Source organism: Luteolibacter arcticus (assembly GCF_025950235.1).
Taxonomy (GTDB): domain Bacteria; phylum Verrucomicrobiota; class Verrucomicrobiia; order Verrucomicrobiales; family Akkermansiaceae; genus Haloferula; species Haloferula arctica.
Window position 1 is genome coordinate 61,297 of sequence record NZ_JAPDDT010000023.1, and the last position, 21,431, is coordinate 82,727.

Annotated in this window: 22 protein-coding genes; 8 read left to right on the forward strand and 14 right to left on the reverse strand. The window is 62.5% G+C overall.

Features of this window, described 5'->3' with window-relative positions; all coding sequences use genetic code 11:
- The first annotated feature begins 76 nt into the window (after nt 1-76).
- From OKA05_RS27305 to OKA05_RS27315, 3 genes are all read left to right on the forward strand, one after another.
- On the forward strand, nt 77-379 hold the full coding sequence (locus OKA05_RS27305) for a hypothetical protein (protein ID WP_264490395.1): 303 nt from the start codon (nt 77-79) through the stop codon (nt 377-379).
- Between the two features lie 94 nt (nt 380-473).
- The gene (locus OKA05_RS27310) at nt 474-806 is read left to right on the forward strand and encodes a hypothetical protein (RefSeq protein ID WP_264490396.1); all 333 of its coding nucleotides are present in this window, start codon (nt 474-476) and stop codon (nt 804-806) included.
- A complete protein-coding gene (locus tag OKA05_RS27315; RefSeq protein WP_264490397.1) occupies nt 796-1,017 on the forward strand; it encodes a hypothetical protein in 222 nt (73 codons plus the stop codon). The genes OKA05_RS27310 and OKA05_RS27315 overlap by 11 nt, the downstream gene beginning before the upstream one ends.
- Nucleotides 1,018-1,538: 521 nt before the next feature.
- Here the strand turns inward: OKA05_RS27315 and OKA05_RS27320 are convergent.
- From OKA05_RS27320 to OKA05_RS27340, 5 genes are all read right to left on the reverse strand, one after another.
- Entirely contained in the window at nt 1,539-1,994 is a 456-nt protein-coding gene (locus OKA05_RS27320; protein WP_264490398.1) for a hypothetical protein, read from the reverse strand.
- A 688-nt stretch (nt 1,995-2,682) separates the two neighbouring features.
- A complete protein-coding gene (locus tag OKA05_RS27325; RefSeq protein ID WP_264490399.1) occupies nt 2,683-3,108 on the reverse strand; it encodes a hypothetical protein in 426 nt (141 codons plus the stop codon).
- Nucleotides 3,105-5,126: a phage portal protein family protein gene (locus tag OKA05_RS27330; RefSeq protein ID WP_264490400.1), complete on the reverse strand. Its 2,022-nt coding sequence runs from the start codon at nt 5,124-5,126 to the stop codon at nt 3,105-3,107. The genes OKA05_RS27325 and OKA05_RS27330 overlap by 4 nt, the downstream gene beginning before the upstream one ends.
- Before the next feature lie 50 nt (nt 5,127-5,176).
- On the reverse strand, nt 5,177-5,368 hold the full coding sequence (locus tag OKA05_RS27335; protein ID WP_264490401.1) for a hypothetical protein: 192 nt from the start codon (nt 5,366-5,368) through the stop codon (nt 5,177-5,179).
- Nucleotides 5,369-5,957: 589 nt separating this feature from the next.
- A complete protein-coding gene (locus OKA05_RS27340; RefSeq protein ID WP_264490402.1) occupies nt 5,958-6,281 on the reverse strand; it encodes a hypothetical protein in 324 nt (107 codons plus the stop codon).
- A gap of 503 nt (nt 6,282-6,784) precedes the next feature.
- Between OKA05_RS27340 and OKA05_RS27345 the strand changes: the two genes are divergently transcribed.
- From OKA05_RS27345 to OKA05_RS27355, 3 genes are all read left to right on the forward strand, one after another.
- Nucleotides 6,785-7,693 carry a hypothetical protein gene (locus tag OKA05_RS27345; RefSeq protein WP_264490403.1) on the forward strand — a complete coding sequence of 303 codons (909 nt, stop codon included), beginning with the start codon at nt 6,785-6,787 and terminating at the stop codon, nt 7,691-7,693.
- Between the two features lie 193 nt (nt 7,694-7,886).
- Nucleotides 7,887-8,132: a hypothetical protein gene (locus tag OKA05_RS27350; protein WP_264490404.1), complete on the forward strand. Its 246-nt coding sequence runs from the start codon at nt 7,887-7,889 to the stop codon at nt 8,130-8,132.
- Nucleotides 8,133-8,316: 184 nt separating this feature from the next.
- Nucleotides 8,317-8,754 carry a hypothetical protein gene (locus tag OKA05_RS27355; protein ID WP_264490405.1) on the forward strand — a complete coding sequence of 146 codons (438 nt, stop codon included), beginning with the start codon at nt 8,317-8,319 and terminating at the stop codon, nt 8,752-8,754.
- Between the two features lie 585 nt (nt 8,755-9,339).
- Here the strand turns inward: OKA05_RS27355 and OKA05_RS27360 are convergent.
- From OKA05_RS27360 to OKA05_RS27380, 5 genes are all read right to left on the reverse strand, one after another.
- Nucleotides 9,340-9,597, reverse strand: a complete 258-nt coding sequence (locus OKA05_RS27360; RefSeq protein ID WP_264490406.1) for a hypothetical protein — start codon at nt 9,595-9,597, stop codon at nt 9,340-9,342.
- 468 nt (nt 9,598-10,065) lie between these two features.
- Nucleotides 10,066-10,626, reverse strand: coding sequence for a M15 family metallopeptidase (locus OKA05_RS27365; protein WP_264490407.1), 561 nt, complete (start codon nt 10,624-10,626; stop codon nt 10,066-10,068).
- Nucleotides 10,627-11,458: 832 nt separating this feature from the next.
- Nucleotides 11,459-11,668, reverse strand: a complete 210-nt coding sequence (locus tag OKA05_RS27370) for a hypothetical protein (protein ID WP_264490408.1) — start codon at nt 11,666-11,668, stop codon at nt 11,459-11,461.
- 1,291 nt (nt 11,669-12,959) lie between these two features.
- A complete protein-coding gene (locus OKA05_RS27375) occupies nt 12,960-13,913 on the reverse strand; it encodes a hypothetical protein (RefSeq protein ID WP_264490409.1) in 954 nt (317 codons plus the stop codon).
- Nucleotides 13,914-14,933: 1,020 nt separating this feature from the next.
- Nucleotides 14,934-15,488 carry a hypothetical protein gene (locus OKA05_RS27380; RefSeq protein WP_264490410.1) on the reverse strand — a complete coding sequence of 185 codons (555 nt, stop codon included), beginning with the start codon at nt 15,486-15,488 and terminating at the stop codon, nt 14,934-14,936.
- Between the two features lie 429 nt (nt 15,489-15,917).
- Between OKA05_RS27380 and OKA05_RS27385 the strand changes: the two genes are divergently transcribed.
- Nucleotides 15,918-16,376, forward strand: coding sequence for a hypothetical protein (locus OKA05_RS27385; RefSeq protein WP_264490411.1), 459 nt, complete (start codon nt 15,918-15,920; stop codon nt 16,374-16,376).
- A 753-nt stretch (nt 16,377-17,129) separates the two neighbouring features.
- On the opposite strand, the gene OKA05_RS27390 is transcribed toward OKA05_RS27385, so the two are convergent.
- The 4 genes from OKA05_RS27390 to OKA05_RS27405 form a co-directional block, all read right to left on the reverse strand.
- Nucleotides 17,130-17,501: a hypothetical protein gene (locus OKA05_RS27390; protein ID WP_264490412.1), complete on the reverse strand. Its 372-nt coding sequence runs from the start codon at nt 17,499-17,501 to the stop codon at nt 17,130-17,132.
- Between the two features lie 74 nt (nt 17,502-17,575).
- A complete protein-coding gene (locus tag OKA05_RS27395; RefSeq protein WP_264490413.1) occupies nt 17,576-18,109 on the reverse strand; it encodes a hypothetical protein in 534 nt (177 codons plus the stop codon).
- A gap of 16 nt (nt 18,110-18,125) precedes the next feature.
- Complete coding sequence (locus tag OKA05_RS27400) at nt 18,126-18,521, reverse strand: hypothetical protein (protein ID WP_264490414.1); 396 nt, start codon at nt 18,519-18,521, stop codon at nt 18,126-18,128.
- A gap of 142 nt (nt 18,522-18,663) precedes the next feature.
- Complete coding sequence (locus tag OKA05_RS27405) at nt 18,664-19,197, reverse strand: hypothetical protein (protein WP_264490415.1); 534 nt, start codon at nt 19,195-19,197, stop codon at nt 18,664-18,666.
- Between the two features lie 597 nt (nt 19,198-19,794).
- On the opposite strand from OKA05_RS27405, the gene OKA05_RS27410 reads away from it, so the two are divergent.
- Nucleotides 19,795-20,211: a hypothetical protein gene (locus OKA05_RS27410; RefSeq protein ID WP_264490416.1), complete on the forward strand. Its 417-nt coding sequence runs from the start codon at nt 19,795-19,797 to the stop codon at nt 20,209-20,211.
- Nucleotides 20,212-21,431: the final 1,220 nt, after the last annotated feature.

Genomic DNA, 21,431 nt, shown 5'->3' on the forward strand with positions numbered 1-21,431 from the left:
GCCGTCCTTTTCGAAGACCTGACCCATCACGGGATAAGCTTCCAAGTCCCAGCCCCATTTGCGAATGTCGGATGCCATGAACGACTACTATTTCCTGTACCAGTACGAGCTTCTGGTTCTTCTGGCCTTGTTCGCATTCGTTCTGTGGACCCTCTGGGCGATCAAGAGTAAGGTGCTCTACGCCGCCATCCCATGCGCGATCATTCTTGGTGGGGTGGCCTTGCTAGCAAAGGCCTTCCACGATCCCGGGGACGAGTTCCTCGGCACCTATGTCACCCTCGCTTACGATCTAATCATTTCCGCTTTTCACGTGATCCTCATTCCATCCTCCATGATCTGCACCATCCTGATCACCCGGCCAAAGGACCCCACTCCGTGAATAGCCGGCCACCGTAATCTCAAATCCCGGAGCTCAAATCCCCAGCCCTGGTTTTCTCTAACAAGTCGCTCCTTGGTCCCACCCACGAATCGCCATGTCAGCCGAAGAACCATTCGAAGTCGAAGTCGAAGTCGTGTTTGTCCTGAACGACGGCCGGTCCTTACGTCACGTCGTCGTCCGCCCGTTACAACCGATTCCAAATTTCACGATCACCGACCGGACCACGCTAGACGGACTTCCTATCACAGCCATCGAAATGCCTCCGCGCGCCCTTCATCCGGATGGCTCACCGCGTATGGATCTGCTGAACTTCCGCCTGCGCAACCGCCCGGATTGCTCCCGCTTCCAGCCCGGCCAAAGAGCCCTCCTCAAAGGAATCCAATTGCACCCCTGGGACAAGCCGCCATCCTCAGCCCATGACCCGTGAAGAAGTCATCCTAGTCGCCCGCGCCACCGCGGATCAGGAAGGCTGGATATGGCTGGAGCCCGTGAGCGTGCGGAGGTCCCGCCGCTTCACCTTCTTCGGCCGGCGCACCTGGCGCGTCTACACAAACTCCGAGGAGATCGGCTGCAATGTCCGGATCGACATCGACGACGAATCCCGAGAAATCATCGGCAAAGGATTTTGCCGGCGATAAGATCATCCGTCTCGGGATGCCACTCACTCCCGCAGCGCTTTCGGCCACGCGTGCCTTTGGCTGTTCCACTGAACACCGATCACTGATCACCCGGCACTTCCCCTGCCTTTCCTTGGCGACCTTCGCGTCTTCGCGGTTCAACTTCTCCCCATCCCCGACCTCCAGGCTATCTCCGCGACCTCCGCGTCTCCGCGGTTCGTTCCCGCCCATCCCCGGTGCCTTTCACGGATCACCGATCACCCGGCACTTCCCCTGTCCCTCCTTGGCGACCTTCGCGTCTTGGCGGTTCAACACCTCCCCATCCCCGACCTCCGCGCTCTCTCCCCGACCTCCGCGCCTCCGCGTTTCGTTCCCCCCACTCATCCCCGATGCCTTTCACTGATCACTGATCACTGATCACTGATCACTGATCACCGATCACTCGGCACTTCCCCTGCCTTTCACTGATCACCGATCACTGATCACTCGGCACTTCCCCTGCCTTTCACCGATCACTGATCACTCGGCACTTCCCCTGCCTTTCACCGATCACCCGGCACCCTCCAATCCCCTAACAGCTCCCCACCCTCCGGCACGATCCCCGGATCCCCCCGCATCGCCTGCCGCATCGTCAGCGTGTAGAGCAGCGCCCCCTTCCGCCGCACCCGCGGCTTCCCCTTGTTAGACCCGCGCGAAATCGTCCCGCTCACCTCCCCCTCGAAGAGATACCCCACCACCTCCCCGCCCCGCGCCTTCACGAATGCCAGCGGCCCCGTCTCCCCCGGCGCGATCCGCCGGCCGCCCCGCACCGGCACCCGCTCGCTCGGAATCGCCAGCGCCCGCGTCGCCCGCCCCGTGTAGCTCGAGATCCCCTTCCCTGGCGTCAACGTCCCGCCCTCATAGCGCAACCGCACCCCCAGCTCCGACACCTTCACCACCGCGCCCGACCCCGACACCTCGCTCGACACCGACCCCGCCACATCCGCCCAAAACGTCACCCCATCCCGATCCCTCGGCACATACCTCTCCCGCAAGTGCTCCCGCCAACGCGCCTCCACCCCCGCCGCCGCCGCCTCGAGCAAAGCCCCCCGATCCCCCAGCACGCCCAAGACCCCCTCCATCTCCGCGCCCAGACCCAGGCCCTCCGTCGAAATCCCCACCGTGATCATCGCCGCACTCCTTCCTCTTCAAGATTCATCCCAGCCACCACCCGCACCACCCATCCAACGCTTCCCCCATCGTCACTCATCCCCCCATCAAACCCCATCCCCGCCCTCACCTCCACCCCACCCAGTGGCCCCCGTCGTTTCCCTAACAGATCACCTCCAGCCTCCGGAAAATCACCGGCCCGAACAACGCCCAAGCCACCCTCCACCCAAAAGCCACCGCCCCATGGCCGCGGCGCAGCCGCCCTCGGACTGCTGCGGTCATCCGCAGCTCTCGAGTCCAGCACAAAGCCCGCTCCTCTCCTGAGCCTGCAGCGCTCCCCCAGCTTCCCTTCACTCCACCGAAAGCAGCCCACCTCACCTCCACTCAAAAGCTCCCGACAACCTCAGCAATCCAAGCCCTCCCCCTTCCCTCAAATCCACCTCGAAGCAACCACCGCCCGCCTCCCCACCGCGCAAAAAAGCCGCCCGGCTTTCATCAAAGACCGGGCGGCACATTCATCGCGGCTACCCGCAATCGTCACTTGTCGTAGTATCCCTTCCGGAACACGATGAAGCCTTCAGCCGGCTTCTTCGGTTCGCTATCTCCCATTGGCGCATAGGAACCCACACCCAGCTTCTTGGAGATGAATCCGGTCCCGTCCCACTTCAAGCCCGCATCCAGCTTCTTGATTCGCTTGAAAAGATCCTTGAAGCTCAGGCCAAGCAAATTCTCTCCTCCCAGCGTTGGCTGGCCACGCTCCCCAAACTCGATGGCGTCCATCTTACCGTCCATATTATAGTAAACGAAGCACCCATACTCTTTGAAGTAGTCGTACGGATGCTGCGGACTCGAGCCCCGTGTGCCGTTCTTAAACTTGGAGCCAAGTGCCTTGCGGACCTCAGTGGTCGTCATGCCAAACCTGACCGGCCCGGCCCCTTCATGATGGTGGATTTCAAATTTCATGAGCGTCGTGATCGCTTGAGGAGATTCCTGATTTTTGCGTTGTTGTAAAGTTGTTCGGTGTAGGCGAGCACCTCCTTGATCTGGCGCTCATACTTGCCGGGAAACTGCTTTTGGATGTCATCAATGTCCAGTTTCTGGGCCTCCCGGAATTTACCCCTGGCAATCAATGCCTTTAGTTTTGCTCGATGGGCATCGGCTTCTGGACCACTGCCCCAACTGAGTGTCTGTTCGTGATCTTCCTTTGACATGGAGATCGCCGGCCCACGGTACTCGGAAAGCGGGCTGACGGATTTCGGAGGAATGTGATGCGCTTCATTTCCAGGCACACCCTTCACCTTCCCATACGCCCCTCCATTCCCCATCTTCGCCTGGGCGTAGGTCTTCTTTCCCCCCTTCGGAGCGGTCCCCGCTTTTCCAGCGCTACTACGTCCCTGCGAGGTCGATCGCGATTTCCCCGAGCTACCTCCTCCGGAAGCGGCTGACCTCGACTTCCCCGAGCCACCGCCGCCCCCCGACTCCGACCACCGTCCCCCGGTCGATGCCCCTTTTGGATCCCGCCGCTGGCTCGGATTGAAGGCCGCCTCCACCACCTCGTCCACATCCTCATCTCCCGCCTCATCCCCATCCCATTCCGCGACCGGGCCTTCACCCTCAGCGTCCGGATCCTCCTCCTCCGACTCCTCGTCTCCCAGCTCCCACAGCTCCTCGTCTCCCACCTCCAGCGGCTCATCCCCCGGCCCTGGCGGCGTGCCATCCCCCGGCTCCGCCTCCGCCTTCTGCTTCTCCTCCTTGAAAAGCACCGCACCCTCCTCCGGCATAGGCACCGCATGCCGCTCGTACAGCCACGCCCTATCCACCGGCATCGACCCATCCAGCAGGCCTAGCGCCTTGTCGCGATCCGCCATCCCGCGCTCGTCCTTCGGCTCCGGCCACTTCGCCCACATCTGCGGCAGATCAGTACGAGACTCACCGTAGTTCGCCGCCACGATCGCCGGGATGAACTGGTGCGTCAGGATCTCGCCCACGAAATCGCACACCCCCTCCACCACCTCGCGTCGCACCTCCATGTGCACATTCCCCAGCGCCTGGCTCCCCCGGTCCCCCTGCGAACTTGTCAGGGTCTGCCCCAGGATGAAGACATCGCACTGCTCATCCGCCAGCTTCAGCAGGTCCGCCTGCGCGAGTGAAGAGCCGCTCTTCCCGCTCTCCAGGAAATTCATCTCCACCCCCTGCTTGAAGGCCGCCCACCCCTGGCTCCCCAGGTTGCTCATCATCGCCGCCAGCTCCGCCTTCGCCTTCGCATCCCCCTCCGGATACGTCGCCCAGCGGAACGGAATCCCGAACAACTGCGCGAACTGCATGAACCACTTCAGCCCGTACACCGCCGCCAACCAGTAGCCCGTCAAAACCCGCAAAGGAGCCGCCTGCGCCGGATGCCCGCTATGCCCCCCATTTACCGCCACCAGGAATCGATGCGGCGGGAAATCCTCCAGCGCCCCACTCCCCATCCCCAGCATCGAGCCATTCCGGTCCAGCATCAACCGGTCCGGCCCCTCCTCCAAACTCGGATAACCATAGTACCTCGGCGGCACCGGCAACGTCGAAACCGGCACCACCCACCCATCCCCCTGCCGCTGCCAATGCGGCTCCAGCACATGATGCCCGAGGAAATACCCCATCGCCAGCTCCTCCACCGTCCCCTCGAAGCCCTTCAGCCCCCGGATCGGATCCGGCTTCATCCCCCACACCATCTCCTCCACCTCCCTCGCCAGCTTCTCCGCCCGCGCCCCCGGCTTCTCACCACGCCGCGCATGCGGCTCGATCCGCCACGGCGCCTTCCGCGCCGCCAGCTTCACCTCACGCAGCGCCTTCTGCAGTCGCGGCCACGTATCGATCATCGCCTGGAAGAGCAACTGCTGCTGCCACAGCTGGCCTGTTAGAGCGCCCTCCAATGTGGATGCCACCTCCGCCGGCCGCTGCACCCGATCGAAGATCTCTAACAAACGATCCCGCGCCATCGGCACGATGATCGACCCCTCCTCCCCCACCGCCCCCGCCCGCGAAACACTCAGCCCCCGCGAAGAAGCCCCACCCGGCGCATCCCCCGGCCCCACGTATCCCCGCGAAGAAACAACCCCATCCCCACCAAAGCCCCCACCAAAGCCCCCGCCACGACTCCCATCACCACCACGACCTCCATCACGTTCACGACCTCCATTCCGTTCACCACCACGACCTCCATCACGATCACGACCCCCATCACGCCGCGGCGGCAGCCCCCTCCCCACCGGTGCAAAGCCAAAGCCATTTCCCATACCCCGCATCCTCCCACCCACCCGCCTCCCCAGGGAATCCCATCGACCGGCCCCCAACCTGTTAGAGAGACGCCTGGAACGCCCAGCCGCTGGGACCGCGGGCCGCTGGCCCGCCGATGCACCTCACCGCACCGCCTCCCATTCCCCTCCGCCCCAGCAGTCACAAACCCGGACTACCGAAACCAGCCCTCGCAGACCCACTGCCATCGTGGTCCGCACGCTCCGCGTGCGGCCGAAGCAGTTCTCAAGGCAGACCAAACCTAGCGGCGAATCCCGGCCAAAAACCGCCCGCCCCATCACCGCGGCGCAGCCGCCCTCGGACTGCTGCGATGCTTCGCAGCTCTCCGAATGCACGCCCAGGCATTCCGTTCCACCGGAATGAAGCGATCCCCCAAGCCCGCCTCCCTCCCAAGCAAGCGCCCACGTTCCACCCACAAGAACCCATCACTCACCCACTCACCCACTCACCCACTCACCCACTCACCCACTCTCCCACTCTCCCACTCTCCCACTCTCCCACTCTCCCACCACCCCTCACCCCCGATCAAACTCCCGCCAGTGGCCCCATATCTCCCGCGCCATCTCCCCATAGCGCTCCACGGGCCCGACACTTTCCCTATCGAACCACCGCATGAACTCCTCATGCACCACCCGCAGCACGTCCGCCTCCGAGTGACAGCTCCCCAGCCGTGGAAGGATCGTCTCCGCCTCCGAGTCATACTCGTCCGTATTCACCCCGAAATTGATCTCGATGGGATCATGCCGGAACAACACACCTGAGACCGCCGCAAAGAGTTCCCCATACTCCACACGCATCCGCTTCCCCTCCGCGGTCAATCTCTCCCTATCAGTGCTCATGGAATGCTCCCCTGCCCGAAGCTAGACCTCCGCGCCCCTCCAGCGAAAGATCTTCCTCCGCGATCCCTCCGCGACCTCCGCGCCTCCGCGGTTCGTTCTCCCCACCCATCCCCGATGCCTCTTACTGATCACCACCGATCACCCGGCACTTCCCCTACTCCTCCTCTCTCCTTGGCGACCTTCGCGTCTTGGCGGTTCAATCACCCACTCAACCCCGACCTCCGCGCTCTCTCCGCGACCTCTGCGCCTCCACGGTTCTTTCCATCCCCATCCCCCATGCCTTTCACCGATCACTGATCACCGACCTGTCCTCCATAGCTTCAGCGAAGGGGGACCACCCGTCACTTCCCCCTTGCCTTTCCTATCGTCCCTTTCGTCGATTTCGTTGTCGATCCCTCTTCAACCCAAGCCGGCGCCGACGCCTCGCACCTTCCAAAACAGAACTCGCCAAAACCCCCGCCATCCTCCATCTATCTCCCGAATTTTCCCCTCCAAAATCCCCCATGAAGCACACCCTGCTCATCCTCCTCCTCACCGCCCTCCCCTCCCTCGCCCGCCTCGGCGAAACCAAGGCCGACTGCGAAGCCCGCTACGGCAAGCCCGTCCGCACCACCGCCAGTGGCAAGCCCGTCTATCTCAAGGGAGGCCTCGAAATCGCCATCCTCTTTTGGAAGGACAAGGCCGCCATCCTCTACATCGCCAAGCCCACGCCCGGAGCTCCGGATCTCGACAACTCGAATTGGGAGGCGGAAAAACGTGCCTCCCTTTCCCAAGCCGAAATGGATGTCCTTCTCAAGGCGAGCAGCGGCACATCCGAATGGAAACGGCAGTCGGAGGAGGATAATCCCTTCCAGGATCTTGCTTGGAAACGCTCCGACAGCAAAGCTGATGCGTCCTACTACGACAAGAGGTTGATACTTTCCGACACCGACGCCGAAGCAGAGATGGAGAAAGAGACGGAAAGACAAGAAGCCGAGAAACTCAAGGACTTCGGCGGCTTCGGCGAGACCAGGGCCCAGTGCGACAAGCGCTATGGAAAGCCCATCGAAGTAGATGGAGATCAGGCCGACTACAAGAAAGACGGGATCCTGATCCTGGTCACCTTCTGGAAGGGCAAGGCAGCGAGACTCATCTTCATCCCGAAACCTCCCGATTCAGAGCCTGAAGGCAAAGGCTTCTTCTTGGCACACGAACGAGATGCCATCCTGAAAGCCAATGGTGAAGGCTCTCAGTGGAAGGAAGATGAGGACGATGAAGATCTCAACAGGATCGCGTGGTTTCGCGCCGACGGCAAGGCCTTCGCTCTCTACCACAGTGACGACGACAACCTGATCATCGCCTCCGAGGAACATACCGACCATCAGAGGCAACAAGACGAGAAGGAAGAAGCCAAGAAGCTCGATGGCTTCTAACACCCCTCTCCCGCCATCGTCCCCGGCGGATCACCACCTCTCCGGGCACCCCATGCCCAGCCGCCCCATCCACCGTTGGAAGTCCTTTTGGCTTGGAATCCTCATCCTCCTATTTCTCGGCTGGGCTTGGCACCGCTCTTATGGCGATTTTGATCAAATTGGATTCATGGCGGCGAATGCCTCTTGGACCGTCTTGAGCACTGATTCGACCGTGACTCTCGCCCTGATGTACCCCGCCGGTTTCGATTGGAGCTACATACCGCGATCCCCTTCACTGCCAATCGAGTTCAAGACCTTCAAGCAACCTGGCTTCGCGGTTCGCATCTGCCACCTCGCCCACTGGTTCCTCATCCTCCTCTTCCTCATCCCATGGACCGCCTACCTCACCTGGCGACACCAGCGCATGAAACGCCAAGCCCCTGGGACCGCGGAACCGTAGCGCAGCGGAGGTAGTCGGCCTGATTCAAATCTCCAACGGAGCCGACAAGCTCCGGCCCGCAGCAGCACCCGACACCCCTCGCCCACCTCTCCAAGTCCGCATCGCCACCCACCTCCCCATCCCCGCGCAGCGGCACTCCGATTGGTGATTGGAAGATTGATGATTGATGATTTCTTCTTCCCCAATGCCCCCGCGCCCCTTCTACCGCTGGAAGTCCTTCTGGCTCGGCGTCATGTGGCTCGCCTTTCTCTGCTGGTCCGGATGGCGATCCAGTCTCGGCACCTCGAGCATTTGGTGGTCGGGATCTCGCGACGTGCTGCTTCTCTGCGACGATGGTGGATTCCTGGAGGTCAGCTTGATTGAGGAGCTCGGACACGGTGCCGGACTTCAAATCCAAAGCGCCTCACCCGGCCCGGCTGCGGAAGGAGAACTCTTTACCCGGCCCGTCCAAGTCCGACGGCTTGCCGACCACCACTTTCCCAAGCTTTCCTTCTCGGTCGCCTACTGGTTCCTCACCCTCCTCTTCCTCATTCCATGGCTGGGCTTCCTCGCCTGGCGATACCAGCGAATGAACCGCCATGCCCCTGGGACCGCGGCGCCTCCGGCCCGCCGCAGCACCTGACCGCTCCGCTTCCCCTTCATCCCCGCACTTTCACTACAGCCTGACCCATCACCGCGGCGCAGCCGCCCTCGGACTGCTGCGGTCATCCGCAGCTCTCGAATGCAGGACAATGCCCGCTACTCTCCAAGGTCCGCGGCGATCCCGAAAGCTCCCTTCACTCCACCAGACCAGGGCAGCCCACCTCACCCTTCAGTCAAACGCAGCGAACAACCGCATCAGTCCAAGCTCGCCTGCCCCGCGATCATCTGGCTCGCCCCGATCGCAAAGTCCGTCCATCCCGTCATCCGCACCAGTCCACCGCTTTCCATCGCTCACTGGCACCCACACCCCGCATCCACCATCCAGCCCCTTTCCTTGACGACCTTGGCGTCTTGGCGGTTCCCTCACCCACCCATCCCCGGCCTCCGCGCTCTCTCCGCGACCTCCGTGCCTCCGCGGTTCGTTCCCCGCACCAGTCCGACGCAATTCATCCACCATCCCCCGCCTTTCCTTGGCGACCTTCGCGTCTTGGCGGTTCAATCACCCGCCCATCCCCGATGCCTTACACTGATCACTGATCACTGATCACTGATCACCGATCACCGATCACCGATCACCCGGCACATTCCCCGCCATCCGCCAAGCACACCCGCCCGCCCCGCACCCTCGCTGCAGCTTGTCCACCCGCCCCTGCAGCCGCTCGATCTGCTTGGTCAGCACATCGATCTGCCGGTTCATCATGCTATAGATCAGTTTCGCCAGCACCGTCACCACCGTCGCCAGCGAACCCACGATCCCCAGCACCCACACGATCGGCAGCTCCACATTCGCCGCCGTCTCAAGCGCATTGGCCAAAGCATTCATCAGTTTCAAAGCGATCGAATTGAATTCTCCAGGACCAGGATGGATAGGATGGATAGGATCAAAAAGACCTTCGAACCCAGACCGACGAACTCACCCCCATCACCGCCAATTTGCCTTTATCTGCGTCAATCTGCGCAATCTGCGGTTAAATGATTCCCGCCACTTCCACGCGCCTCCAAGACCAAAGGCATCAACCACAGATCACGCAGATGGACACAGATTAAGAAGAATAGCCGTTTCCTCTTGAGGTCCCATTGATGGCGCGATTCCGGAGTTCCTCCGCACTTCCCCAGCATTTCCATCCATCCCATCCATCCTATACATCCTAGTCCAACCTCCACAAACCCCGCATCCGGGTCCCTCCTCCAAGCCGGAAAAATCCCGCGCTCCCAATCGATCCACTTTCATTCCCCACACACTTCGATTGGTGATTGGAAGATTGGTGATTGGTGATTGGTGATTTGCCTTTCACCGCGTCGCCTGGAAGTGCATCGCATCCCGCCCCCAGAAGCCCCCCGCACTCAGCCAGCCCTCCCGCGCAAACGCCTCCATCACCTCGAACGCCATGTCCGCCGCCAGCGGCCAATGCATCCGGTTCCCATTCGTATCCGGCGCCAGATCGATCGCCGCCCCGCGCGCATGCAGCGATGGCGTCGTCCCCCCACGCATAGGCCGGTGATTGAAGACCCCCGCGAACTCCCCCAGCACCTCCGCATGCGTCCGCGCCAGCGCATCCAGCACCCGCTCCAGACTCTCCGCACAACGCCCATTCACCCGCGTCCGCGTCACCGGCACCCCATCGTATCGCGTGCACCCCGGCAGCCCGATCATCACCAGCCGCGACTCATCCCCCGCCGCCCCATAGAAGCGCGTCAGCGACGCCTGATCCGTCCCCGGCCATCTGTTAGACGACGAGTCCATCAGTCGCTGCAAGTAAAGCTGGCAAGCGAAGATCGACTTCGGCCCCCAGAACCCATCCACCGTCGTCCCCACCTTCGATTGAATCGCCTTGATCCGGTCCGCATTCATGATGATCCGATCACGTTTCTGTTAGATTCCGCATTGAGCATGTAGCTGGGACATCTTGCCCCAGTCCGTTCAAGGGGCGTCCCGCCCCTTTGCCTTGGTTTCTCCACCCCGAAGCTCAAGGACCCTCGGCTCCGAAGATCTTTTTCAGACAGCTTCTTGGATCCGCCCCACCCAAAGTGAGGCGAGAGTCCACGGCTTCGTTCCCATTCACCACAGAGCCACAGAGAAAAGGCAGGAGACCACAGAGGTGGAATCAAACGGGCATCTGTATTCATTCATGACTCTTCTCCCTTGCCTTTCCCTGTGATCTCCCGCCTTCCCTCTGCGCCTCCGTGGTAGCCAGGCCCGAAGCCCTCGGGAAGAGCCCGCACCCCTCACTGGGAACGCGGGATTCATCCCACCTGGATAGCCCGGCGAACCCACCCTCCCAGCCCGACACACCCCGCGCCGCCTCCACCAGACCCACCCTCACTCCCCACACACTTCGATTGGTGATTGGAAGATTGGTGATTGGTGATTCGCTTCCGCTATTTCCCCGCGCCCCCACCAGACCCACCCTCCTTCCCCCACCCACTTCGATTGGTGATTGGAAGATTGATGATTGGTGATTTGCCGCCGCTATTTCCCCTTCCCCACCACCACCGGCTCCCTCGGCGGCGGAATGCTCCCCATCACGCTGAACTTCCCATCCGGCGTTAGCGAAAAGCTCAGCCCCTCACAAGACACCGAGCACGACGCCACGGCCACCGCCGCAGCAGACAACATCAAGGTCCGAACACTCCATCCCGGATTCAGTTTCAGTTTCATCTTCATAGTGTCGAAAAGTAATCTGTTAGACCTCCGGCTCATCCAGCTTCCCCAGCGAATCGCCGAAAGCCTTCACCACATGCACCACCAGCGCGGCGAAGGTCGGCACCCCCGCCACCCACACCGCCCAGCCATCCGGCAACAGCGGCGCCACCCCCTTCAGATCCAGGATCGCCAGCGACTCCCCCAGCGCCGCCGCCGCCGCCAGCCAATTGCGAAGCTTCTTCATGTTCATGATCCGATTCCTTGGCGACCGGTGCCCCGTCCACTCCTCGATGGCATGCAGCACGTCAGTCATTTGCCGCCATCCTGCCCTCCCCCCGTTCCCCACGCTATCCGATCGAGTGGCCCCCCATGCCCACGCCCGTAAGGAGCATCGACCTTACTGTCGCTGTGCACTGCAACCGATGCCCCGCCACGACCTCCAATCCTACGCCACCTCTGCGCCCCCTGCGGTTAGTTCCACCCACCACCCAACCATCCCCTCTTCAATCTGCGTCAATCTGTGTAATCTGCGGTTGAAATTCTCCAGCCACTTCCACGCCGCCTTGAATCGAAAGTCATCAACCACAGATAACGCAGATGAACACAGATGAAGAAGGTTGGCCAACTGCAGTTGGACCCCAGAATAGCCAAGGTATTTGAGAAAGACCCCGCTGCTCTTCACCGCTTGAGTGCCCCCACTGGGACCGCAGGCCTCTGGCCCGCCTGGACAGACCACCATCCATCATCCCCTCTTCAATCTGCGTCAATCTGTGTAATCCGCGGTTGAAATTCTCCGGCCACTTCGAGGCCGCCTTGAATCGAAATGCATCAACCACAGATAACGCAGATGAACACAGATAAAGAAGATTGGCCAACTGCAGTTGGACCCCCGAAATGCCCAAGGTATTTGAGAAAGACCCCGCTGCTCTTCACCGCTTGAATGCCCCCCTGGGACCGCAGGCCTCTGGCCCGCCTGGACAGACCACCATCCACCATCCATCATCCCTTCTTCAATCTGCGTCAATCTGTGTAATCCGCGGTTGAAATTCTCTAGCCACTTCGAGGCCGCCTTGAATCGAAATGCATCAACCACAGATAACGCAGATCAACACAGATGAAGAAGATTGGCCAACTGCAGTTGGACCCCAGAATCACTACGGCATTTGAGAAGGACCGCGCTGCCTTCCACCGCTCTCCGCCACCGTCCTTCTTGGCGCACTTGGCGTCTTGGCGGTTCAATCACCCACCCATCCCCGACCTCCGCGCGCTCTCTGTGACCTCTGCGCCTCCGCGGTTCGTTCCCGCCCATCCCCGATGCCTTTCACCGATCACCGATCACTGATCACCGATCACCCGGCACAATGTCTTCCCTTGGCGCACTTCGCGTCTTGGCGGTTAAACACCCACCCATCCCCGACCTCCGCGCTCTCTCTGCGACCTCCGCGCCTCCGCGGTTCGTTCCCTCCCCATCCCCGATGCCTTTCACCGATCACTGATCACTGATCACCCGGCACTTCCCCCGGCCCCACCTGTCACCTCTGTTAGAACCTCACCACCCCCATCGCAAACTCCGACTCCCCCCCAAGCACCTCCCTCACATCCCCCACCGCCCCTGTTAGATGGCTCCCCACCATGATCGCCCCCAGCAACGCATCCGCCCGGTCCGGCGAAGCCACCCCGCGCTTCCGCATATCCTCCTTGCTCTCGATCCGCTTCTTCCCGTTCGCCGCATAGCCCAGGTAACGCGTCGTCATCTGCCGGAAGACCTCCGCATCCAGCTCCCCCACATGCACGCTCCCGCGCTCGATCTTCCGAACCCCCTGCAGCCACACCTCCGAAATCAGGTTCGCATAGTTCACCCCATCGCACGCCGCCTGCCCCCCATGGAATTCATGAATGGGAAACCCCTCATCGCGGAAAATATCCACCATCGGCCCGCCCAATCCATCCGCATCCCCCCACGTCCCACCCGGCGGCACCGGCGTGAACGTATTCTCCTTCAGCAACCGGATGAACCGCCTAACAGCCTGCACCCCGTCCTTCTCCCGCCACGCCTGGATGACCCGCACCTCATTCCCCCGTCGGATCGCCAGCACATTCTCATCCCGCCCCCGCGCGAAGTCGCAGAAGGCCGTCACCTCCCCCGCATGCGGACTCCGCGGCTGCAGGTCCAGCGCCGCACGCAGCGCCACCGGCGTGATGATCAGGAACTCCCCGCCCTCCGTGAACTCCCCCAGATGCATCGAGCGATACAAGTCACTCGCCTCCCCGTGGATCTCCCTGTCCCGCTCCCGCTTCCACCCCCCGATGTGCGGGCACTCCGCCGATGCCACCTGCCGCGTCCAGTAGTACTTCCGCAGCGAGTGAAAGCACTCGAAGAACCTCCCATGCGCCGGCCCCGGCGACGAGATGATCAGTTGATACGCCAGCGTGCATCGATCAAATGCCGCCCAAATCGCATCCGGCACCGTCTTCGCCTCGTCGATCAGTAGCATCACCGGATCCACCTCCGCCGAAACCGTGGGATGCCACCCCTCCGCCCGCCCCGCCTCCCGCGAAGAAAAGCCCGTCCCCACCCCGCCCCACGGCGTCTCGATCCGCAACGGCGCCGACCCACGCCGGATCGCACACCCCTCCGGCAACCGCGAAGCCAACGCCGGCCAAGTCTGATTCTGCAGCTGATTGAAGCTCGATGAAGTCGCCACCAACTTCCCCCGCGGATGCCTATGGAAAAACCAATCCACCGCATTCCCCGCGACAACGGTAGTCTTCCCCGCCCCGTTACAAGTCGCCACCGCCGTAGGATACCCCCGCCCAAACGCCTCCAACGCCTCCACCTGCCAAGGGTAAAGCCCGCGACCACGGGCAATCGCCCACTGCCATGGAGTCAGCTTCATAAATAAGGAGCCGCAAGTGGAGCGCAGCGGAAGTGGTCCGGGCCAATTCCTTCATTCCGGACAACCTTACTGTCGCGCGCACTGCAACCGGCCACCATCCCGATTGGTTATTGGTTATTGGTTATTCGCTACCCGCTACCTCTCCTTGCGGCTCGCAGAACGCCCTGCCTTTCCACTGATCACCGATCACTGATCACCCGGCACAATGTCTTCCCTTGGCGCACTTGGCGTCTTGGCGGTTCACACCCACCCATCCCCGACCTCCGCGCTCTCTCTGCGACCTCTCCGCCTCCGCGGTTCGTTCCCTCCCCATCCCCGATGCCTTTCATCCACTATCCACCATCCAATCCTCCCCTCTTCAATCTGCGTCAATCTGTGTAATCTGCGGTTGAAATTCTCCAGCCACCCTAACGCCCCCTGGAATCGAACGGCATCCACCACCATCCTTCCTCGCGCACTTCACGTCTTGGCCGCTCAACAACTCCCCATCCCCGACCTCCGCGCTCTCTCTGCGACCTCTGCGCCTCCGCGGTTCGTTCCCTCCCCATCCCCGATGCCTTTCATCGATCACTGATCACCCGGCACTTCCCGTGCCTTTCACTGATCACCGATCACTGATCACCCGGCACACTTCTTCGCCTCTCCCTCCGGCGCCGTCACCTTCCCCGCGTGCCCCATCACCTGCTCGATCGCCGCCAGCGCCTCCGGCCCCACCGTCAGCTCCATCGCGCTCCCCTTCCTCCCCGCGCCATCATCGGACACCTTGTCCCGCCACAAGTCCGGCCGGCGGTTCTTCAGCCAGAAAATGCACGCCGTCGTATCCGGCGCGTAGTGCTCCTCATACGGCACCGACACCGGCTCCTCCTTCCCCCCGCGCGACATCACCTTCACCGCCTCATGCGTGTAGCCCCGCGCCCGCAGGTACAGCCGGTCCGCCACCTCCGCATCCGCCAACATCTGCCCCCGTCTAACAGCCTCGCCAAACTCCGCATGCTCCCCCTTCCAAGCCTCCATCCTCTCCACCGTCACCCCGAAAAAATCCGCCAACTCCTCCGCCGAAGCCCCCAGCCGGCACAGCTTCTCCACCTGCCCCGCAAACTCCGCACGATACCCGCACGCCTTCCCCCGCAGCGACCGCGAGCCTGCTGACTTCTTCTCCGCCACGCGTGCCATTCATCCTTCGAATGGACCCCACCATCAAGCCCCCCCACTGGCCCCACCCCACAAGCCCGCACCATCACCGCGGCCGGCCTCTCCTTGTGCCCACCCGCGATGGACGCCGAAGGCCCTCGGACTGCTGCGATGATTCGCAGCTCTCGAGTGCACGGTCGAGACCGCCCATCCATTGGACCGAACCGACCCTCTAGGATCGCCTCGTCCCACCAGAGCCGCGCACCTCACCCTCCGCTCAGAAAGCTACGGATCACCGCAGCAGTCCCAGGGCCTTCGGCTTCCATCACGCGCGACCTCTTGGAAACAACCGTCACTTGCCCGCCCCATCATTTACACACCTTTTACCCACCCCACGCCGCTTTCCCTCAACATCCCTTGCCAGACCACATCCCCAACCTCGCATCCCCAACCCCATCCACTCACCACCCCATGAAACCGAATTCCCTCACCCAACTCCTCCTCCTCGCCACCACCCTTCTCGCGTTCACCTTCACCACCCCCACATCCCTCGCCTCCGAGGAAGAATTCGTCCCCCTCGCCTCCATCACCCTCAAGTCCCAGCCAAACGACCATGCCGGCACCGTCATCCTCGATGCCACCCAGCACCCCGACGGCACCTGGCAAAAACTCACCCTCACCGCCTTTGGCAAAACCCACACCCTCCCCCCCGCGCAGCTAGCGCACCTCCAGGACTTCCCCCTCACCGGCATCAGTCTCCGCCAAGAAGCCGGCTACCCCCAGCTCGGCGGCCACACCGTCCACGTCCGCCTCGAGCGCACCCGCCACGACCCCGCATCTAACAAATCCATCCGCGAAGCCCTCTACCTCTCCCTCGCCAAGGACACCGGCAAGCTCGCCATCGCCGCTCCCCGCACGATCCAGCACTGATCCCAACCACGGCACGCCGCACCCCGCGCCCATAAGGAGCAGCGACCTTACTGTCGCTTTGGACAGACCGGCCTCCCCAGCCCAAGGCACCACGCGCGGACGGTCCGGGAACGACCTCCCCAGCGCCCACGCCGCGCCACCCCTCAGCCCGGCGCAAGCTTCGCGTCGCCCCGGGACAAGCCACCACGGCACACCGCACGCCACCGTACATTCATCGTGGTCCGCAATCTCCCCGGCCGTCCGCCCCATCACCGCGGCGCAGCCGCCCTCGGACTGCTTCGCCGCGCTCATGCCGCCGGCCTCTCCTTGTGCCCACCCGCGATGGACGCCGAAGTCCCTCGGACTGCTGCGATCATTCGCAGCTCTCGAATGCACGGTGACGCCCGCACCTCACAACGGCCAAAAGCGACCCTCCAGGATCGTCTCCTCCCACCCTGGCAGCGCACCCCATCCTCCACTCGAAAAGCAGCGGATCACCGCAGCAGTCCCAGAGCCTTCGGCTTCCATCACGCGTGACCACCTTCCACGCACCACTTCTGCAGAATCCCCGGCCTCTCCGGATCCTCTCCAACGCCAACCACACAACATCCTCCAGCCCTCCTCAGCCCTCCCTCACCCTCCCCAGCGCCAACGGCGCGACATCCCTCAGCCCGGGGCAAGCGCAGCGTCGCCCCGGGTCCACCCGCACATAAGGAGCAGCGACCTTACTGTCGCTTTGGACAGACCGGACGCCCCAACCCACCAACCCACCTGTTAGAAAGGTGGCATCGTCAGCGGACCCACCCAATCCAGCCAACTGAACTCCAGCTCCGCCCTCTGCGCTCCCGGATCCACCGCGAGAATCTTCAAGTGCTCATTATTCCCCAGTGAATGCGAACCGCCCATGTGCGATCGCCCCGCCACCGAATAGAAAGTCGACCCATCCCGCTCCTCCGTCGAAACCCTCGCCAGCCGCACCCCGTCCCGCTCCACCTTCGTCAGCTTGTATCCACGATGCGCCTCACCGCGGACCAGCGTCACCCGCTCCCGATCATAGTCGGTGCCACACGACCCAAGCCCTCCCGCCCACGCCAGCATCACCACCGCGGACCCGAAGCGCTTCATTCCTCCCCGCGACACTCTCATGAGAAAGAGCCAACCATAGCGGGCACCCGCAGTCCATCCTCCTCCGCATCCCGCCCGCGCGAGGCACGCGCCCCTCACCCCTCGCCACCCCGGGCAGCTCTTTTCATTTCACTCATCAGCGGCATCTCCTGCCTTCCACGCGACATCCGCAAAAGCCTCCGCAGCGCCACCTCAAGTTCCCCCGGTGGCACGCCCTTCCGGATGCACCTCCGCATCTCACGCTCCAGCCGCGGAAGCCATCGCTCCATCCTCGCCGGCGCCTCCGGGTCTTCCAAGGAAAAGCACGGCGTTTCCCGCAACCAGATGGCATAGCCCGGATGGCGATCATCCCCGTAGTCGGACATCGTCCGGAACCACCCCACCGTTCCCCGCACCGTGCCAGGGTCTCCCGCATTCCCCCGCACGCAGGCGATACAGAGCGAGAAAGTCACCGCAGAATCCGCGACCCGGGCGGACTCGCAACAAATCCCCAGCGAGAAGAGCGGCTCCATGCCATCCACCACCCCGGCGTGGATGACCGCGATCCCCCCGGCACGCATCGCCTCCGCCTCCAGCCGCTCGATCACCGGCTGCCAGAGTTCGCAGAGTGCTGCCTCAAGTCGACCCATTCTCTCAATCACTCAATCACCCAATCTCCAATCCCCTCCGCCACCGCCACCCCAGAAACCCCGCCCAAGCGACAGCGAACACCCCCATCACCAGCCAATGCGCCACCGCCACCTGGATCTGCCGCGGATACCTCTCCCACACCCACCCCTGCGGAAATCGCGGCTCACCCACTGTCGAGATCGGCTCATGGATCCACACCATCTGCCCCGCCGGATACGGCCGTGAACCATCCCACGCCAGATGGACCTGCCCCGCACTCTGCCCACCCATCACGGCCACCCCCGGGCTCCACCACATGAAGCCATCCGTATTCCCCATCGACCGCCCCCACGCCCAAGCAAGGAACCCCAGCACCACGACGCCCAGCCAAAAACTCTTCCAGCGGTAGATCGGGCGCGGGGTCATTATCATGTTAGGTCAGGTCGCTGGGACCGCGGGCCGCTGGCCCGCCGAACGGTCCCTGAAGGCTTCACTTACAATTCGGGATCCGCGCAGACCTCTTCGAATCTCCACACAATCCTCTCATTGTCCATCCCCTCCTCACATCCCACCCTCAAGTCTCCGGCATGAAGAAGACCTTCGAGCGATCATGGCCATTGAACTCCTTCACAATCGCACCGATCCATTCCCTATCCCCGTCCGCCCCCTTCACGGTCAGCGGCGTCTTGGATAGCTTCTCCGGCAGGCAGCGCCGGAGGCACTCGATACAGGCGCGGATGACATCCTCCCGCGGATGATCATGTCGTCTCGGCACCGCGAAACCCGTCACATCCATCTTCACCTCCAGCGGAGCACGAGGGTCGCCGAGATCACTGGTGGAAAACCTCACCTTGCATACCGAGGCAAGGTTCAGGTCCTCCGTCGCCTCCTTCGGATTGTCGGTCGGCGGCACGTTCACCAGATTCATGAGGCCCACCGCCGTGGACCCGCCGTGGGCATACCAATGGTGACACGCCACGGGCACGATCTGGATCTTCCCCGATCCCAGGCCATCGAGCGGATGCCACGTTGTCGTCAAAGCAGACTCCCCCGCCATCCCGGACTGGATCATAGCGAACGAGGCGCCGAGGATTGATAATAGCTTCATGGTTATGCTGGATGCCAAAGTGCTTCACCGATCATCTACGCGGGCCGCCTCCGGAGCTATCGGATTCTTTGCGGCCCTCGCGATTCCCGAGCCCCGCATCTCGCCCTTCATCAAGCACCGATTCAAACTCACGCCCCGCGCGTTCCTGCGCGCCGCGACACCGTGCCAAACTGGTCCGCACGCTCCGCATGCGGTCGAAGCACCTCTCAAAGCCGCCGGAAATCCCTCCGCCCCGTAGCCCCTCTCGCCCCCTAGCGGAATGGCTGCGCCATTCCGGCTGGGCGACCTCCGCAATGTATCGCCGCTTCCACTTCTCAATCCAAGCCGCCCCCCCGCAACCATCCAACATCCAACATCCCCTCTTCAATCTGCGTCAATTTGCGTCAATCTGCGTAATCTGCGGTTAAAATTCCCCAGCCCCTTCGACGCCCCCTGGAATCGAAAGGCATCCACCACAGATGACGCAGATGAACACAGATGGGCCAACTTCTGTTAGCTTCCAGAATCACCATCCACCATCCACCATCTCACATCCGCCACCACCTCCGTTTGACGAACCCCAAAACCCGTGTCTGTTAGAAGAAGCCCGGAACAAGCATGTTCGAAGCCCTCAAACAAAGCTGGCGCGACTTCAAGCGCAGCCGCCCCGGCAAGCGCTTCCAGGACCGCTATGAGCGGAATCGCGAAGCCCGCTCCGGCCGCTCCACGTGGACGCGATTCCTCAAGCCCCTCGCCGCCGTCCTCCTCATTGCCGCCGGCATCCTCTTCTGCATCATCCCTGGCCCCGGTCTCCCGCTCCTCGTCATCGGCGCCGGCCTCCTCGCCGACGTCTCCCGTCGCATCGCCGTCGTGCTCGATTGGCTCGAGCTCCGCGCCCGCGCCCTCATCACCGCCTGCCTCCGCTGGTGGTCCCGCGCCTCCATCGCCGCAAAGACCGCCGCCGTCATCTCCCTCGCCACCCTCGCCACTGGCCTGGCCTACGGCATCTTCCCCATCATCACCGGCCCGAGCTGACCCGGGAGCGCCGGTCTTCAGACCGGCCCGAATGGTCCCCCAATGCTCGCCTTCAGTGGCGGAAGTCAGAAGTCAGAGGTCAGAAGTCGGCGGAAGAATGGGAGTGCTCCGCACCAGTCGTCGGAGACCCGGACTGCGCGCAGCCCTGCTGCCGCCGGATGCCAGCAGCCCTGCTGCGGGGAAGCACCCGGGTGCTTCCGTCTTCACCAGCCCAGCGTAGGTAGAAAACCACCAACCAAGCGAAACAGGACGAAATCCAAAGCAGCCCGGAAGACCTCGCCACAGCCCACTGGGAGCGCGGAATTCATTCCGCCCGGACGGCGGGATTACCGAGCTGACAAAGGCAAAATAGATCCCACACCCCCATCAAAAAACCATTTGCGCCCCCACAAATCCATGCGACCTGTAAACCAGAGCCGGACGAGCCGGGCCGATGGATTCAAAGTCACCTCTGAATCCTGAAAGTTTAGAAATATCGCCCGGCTCATTTCGTTGTACGAGACTCGCAGTAGCTGAGTCCACGAAAGGCCGGATCGATCAAGCTTACCGCTGAGGCACAGGGGGCACAGGGGGCACAGGGGGCACAGGGGGCACAGGGGGCACAGAGGCCGCGGAGGATCGCGGAGGATGGAAAGAAGATCGGCTTCATCCCAATCGCCTCCAATCTCTCTGCCCCAAGATCATCTCCTTCTCCGCGTCCCTTTGCGACCTCTGCGTCTTTGCGGTTCCATCCATCGTCCGGAAAACCCCGCCAAAAAAATCCATTTGCACCTCCTCCCATCCATGCGACCTGTAAACCAGAGCCGGACGAGCCGGGCCGATGGATTCAAAGTCACCTCTGAATTCTGAAAGCCTCGGAATTTCGCCCGGCTCACTTCTTAGTACGAGACTCGCAGTAGCTGAGTCCTCGGAAGGCCCGGCTCACCAAGCCCACCGCAAAGCCGCAAAGGTCAAGCACCGCCGCCGGACCATCAAAAGAGATCGGCCTGCCTTTGGCTGTTCCACTGATCACCGATCACTGATCACCCGGCACCTCCTCTTCCCTTGGCGACCTTTGCGTCTTGGCGGTTCAACTTCTCCCCATCCCCGACCTTCCGCCCGCGATCTCCTCCGCGCCTCCGCGGTTCGTTCTCTTCTGCCTTCGGCTGTTCCACTGATCACCGATCACTGATCACCCGGCACCTCCTCTTCCCTTGGCGACCTTTGCGTCTTGGCGGTTC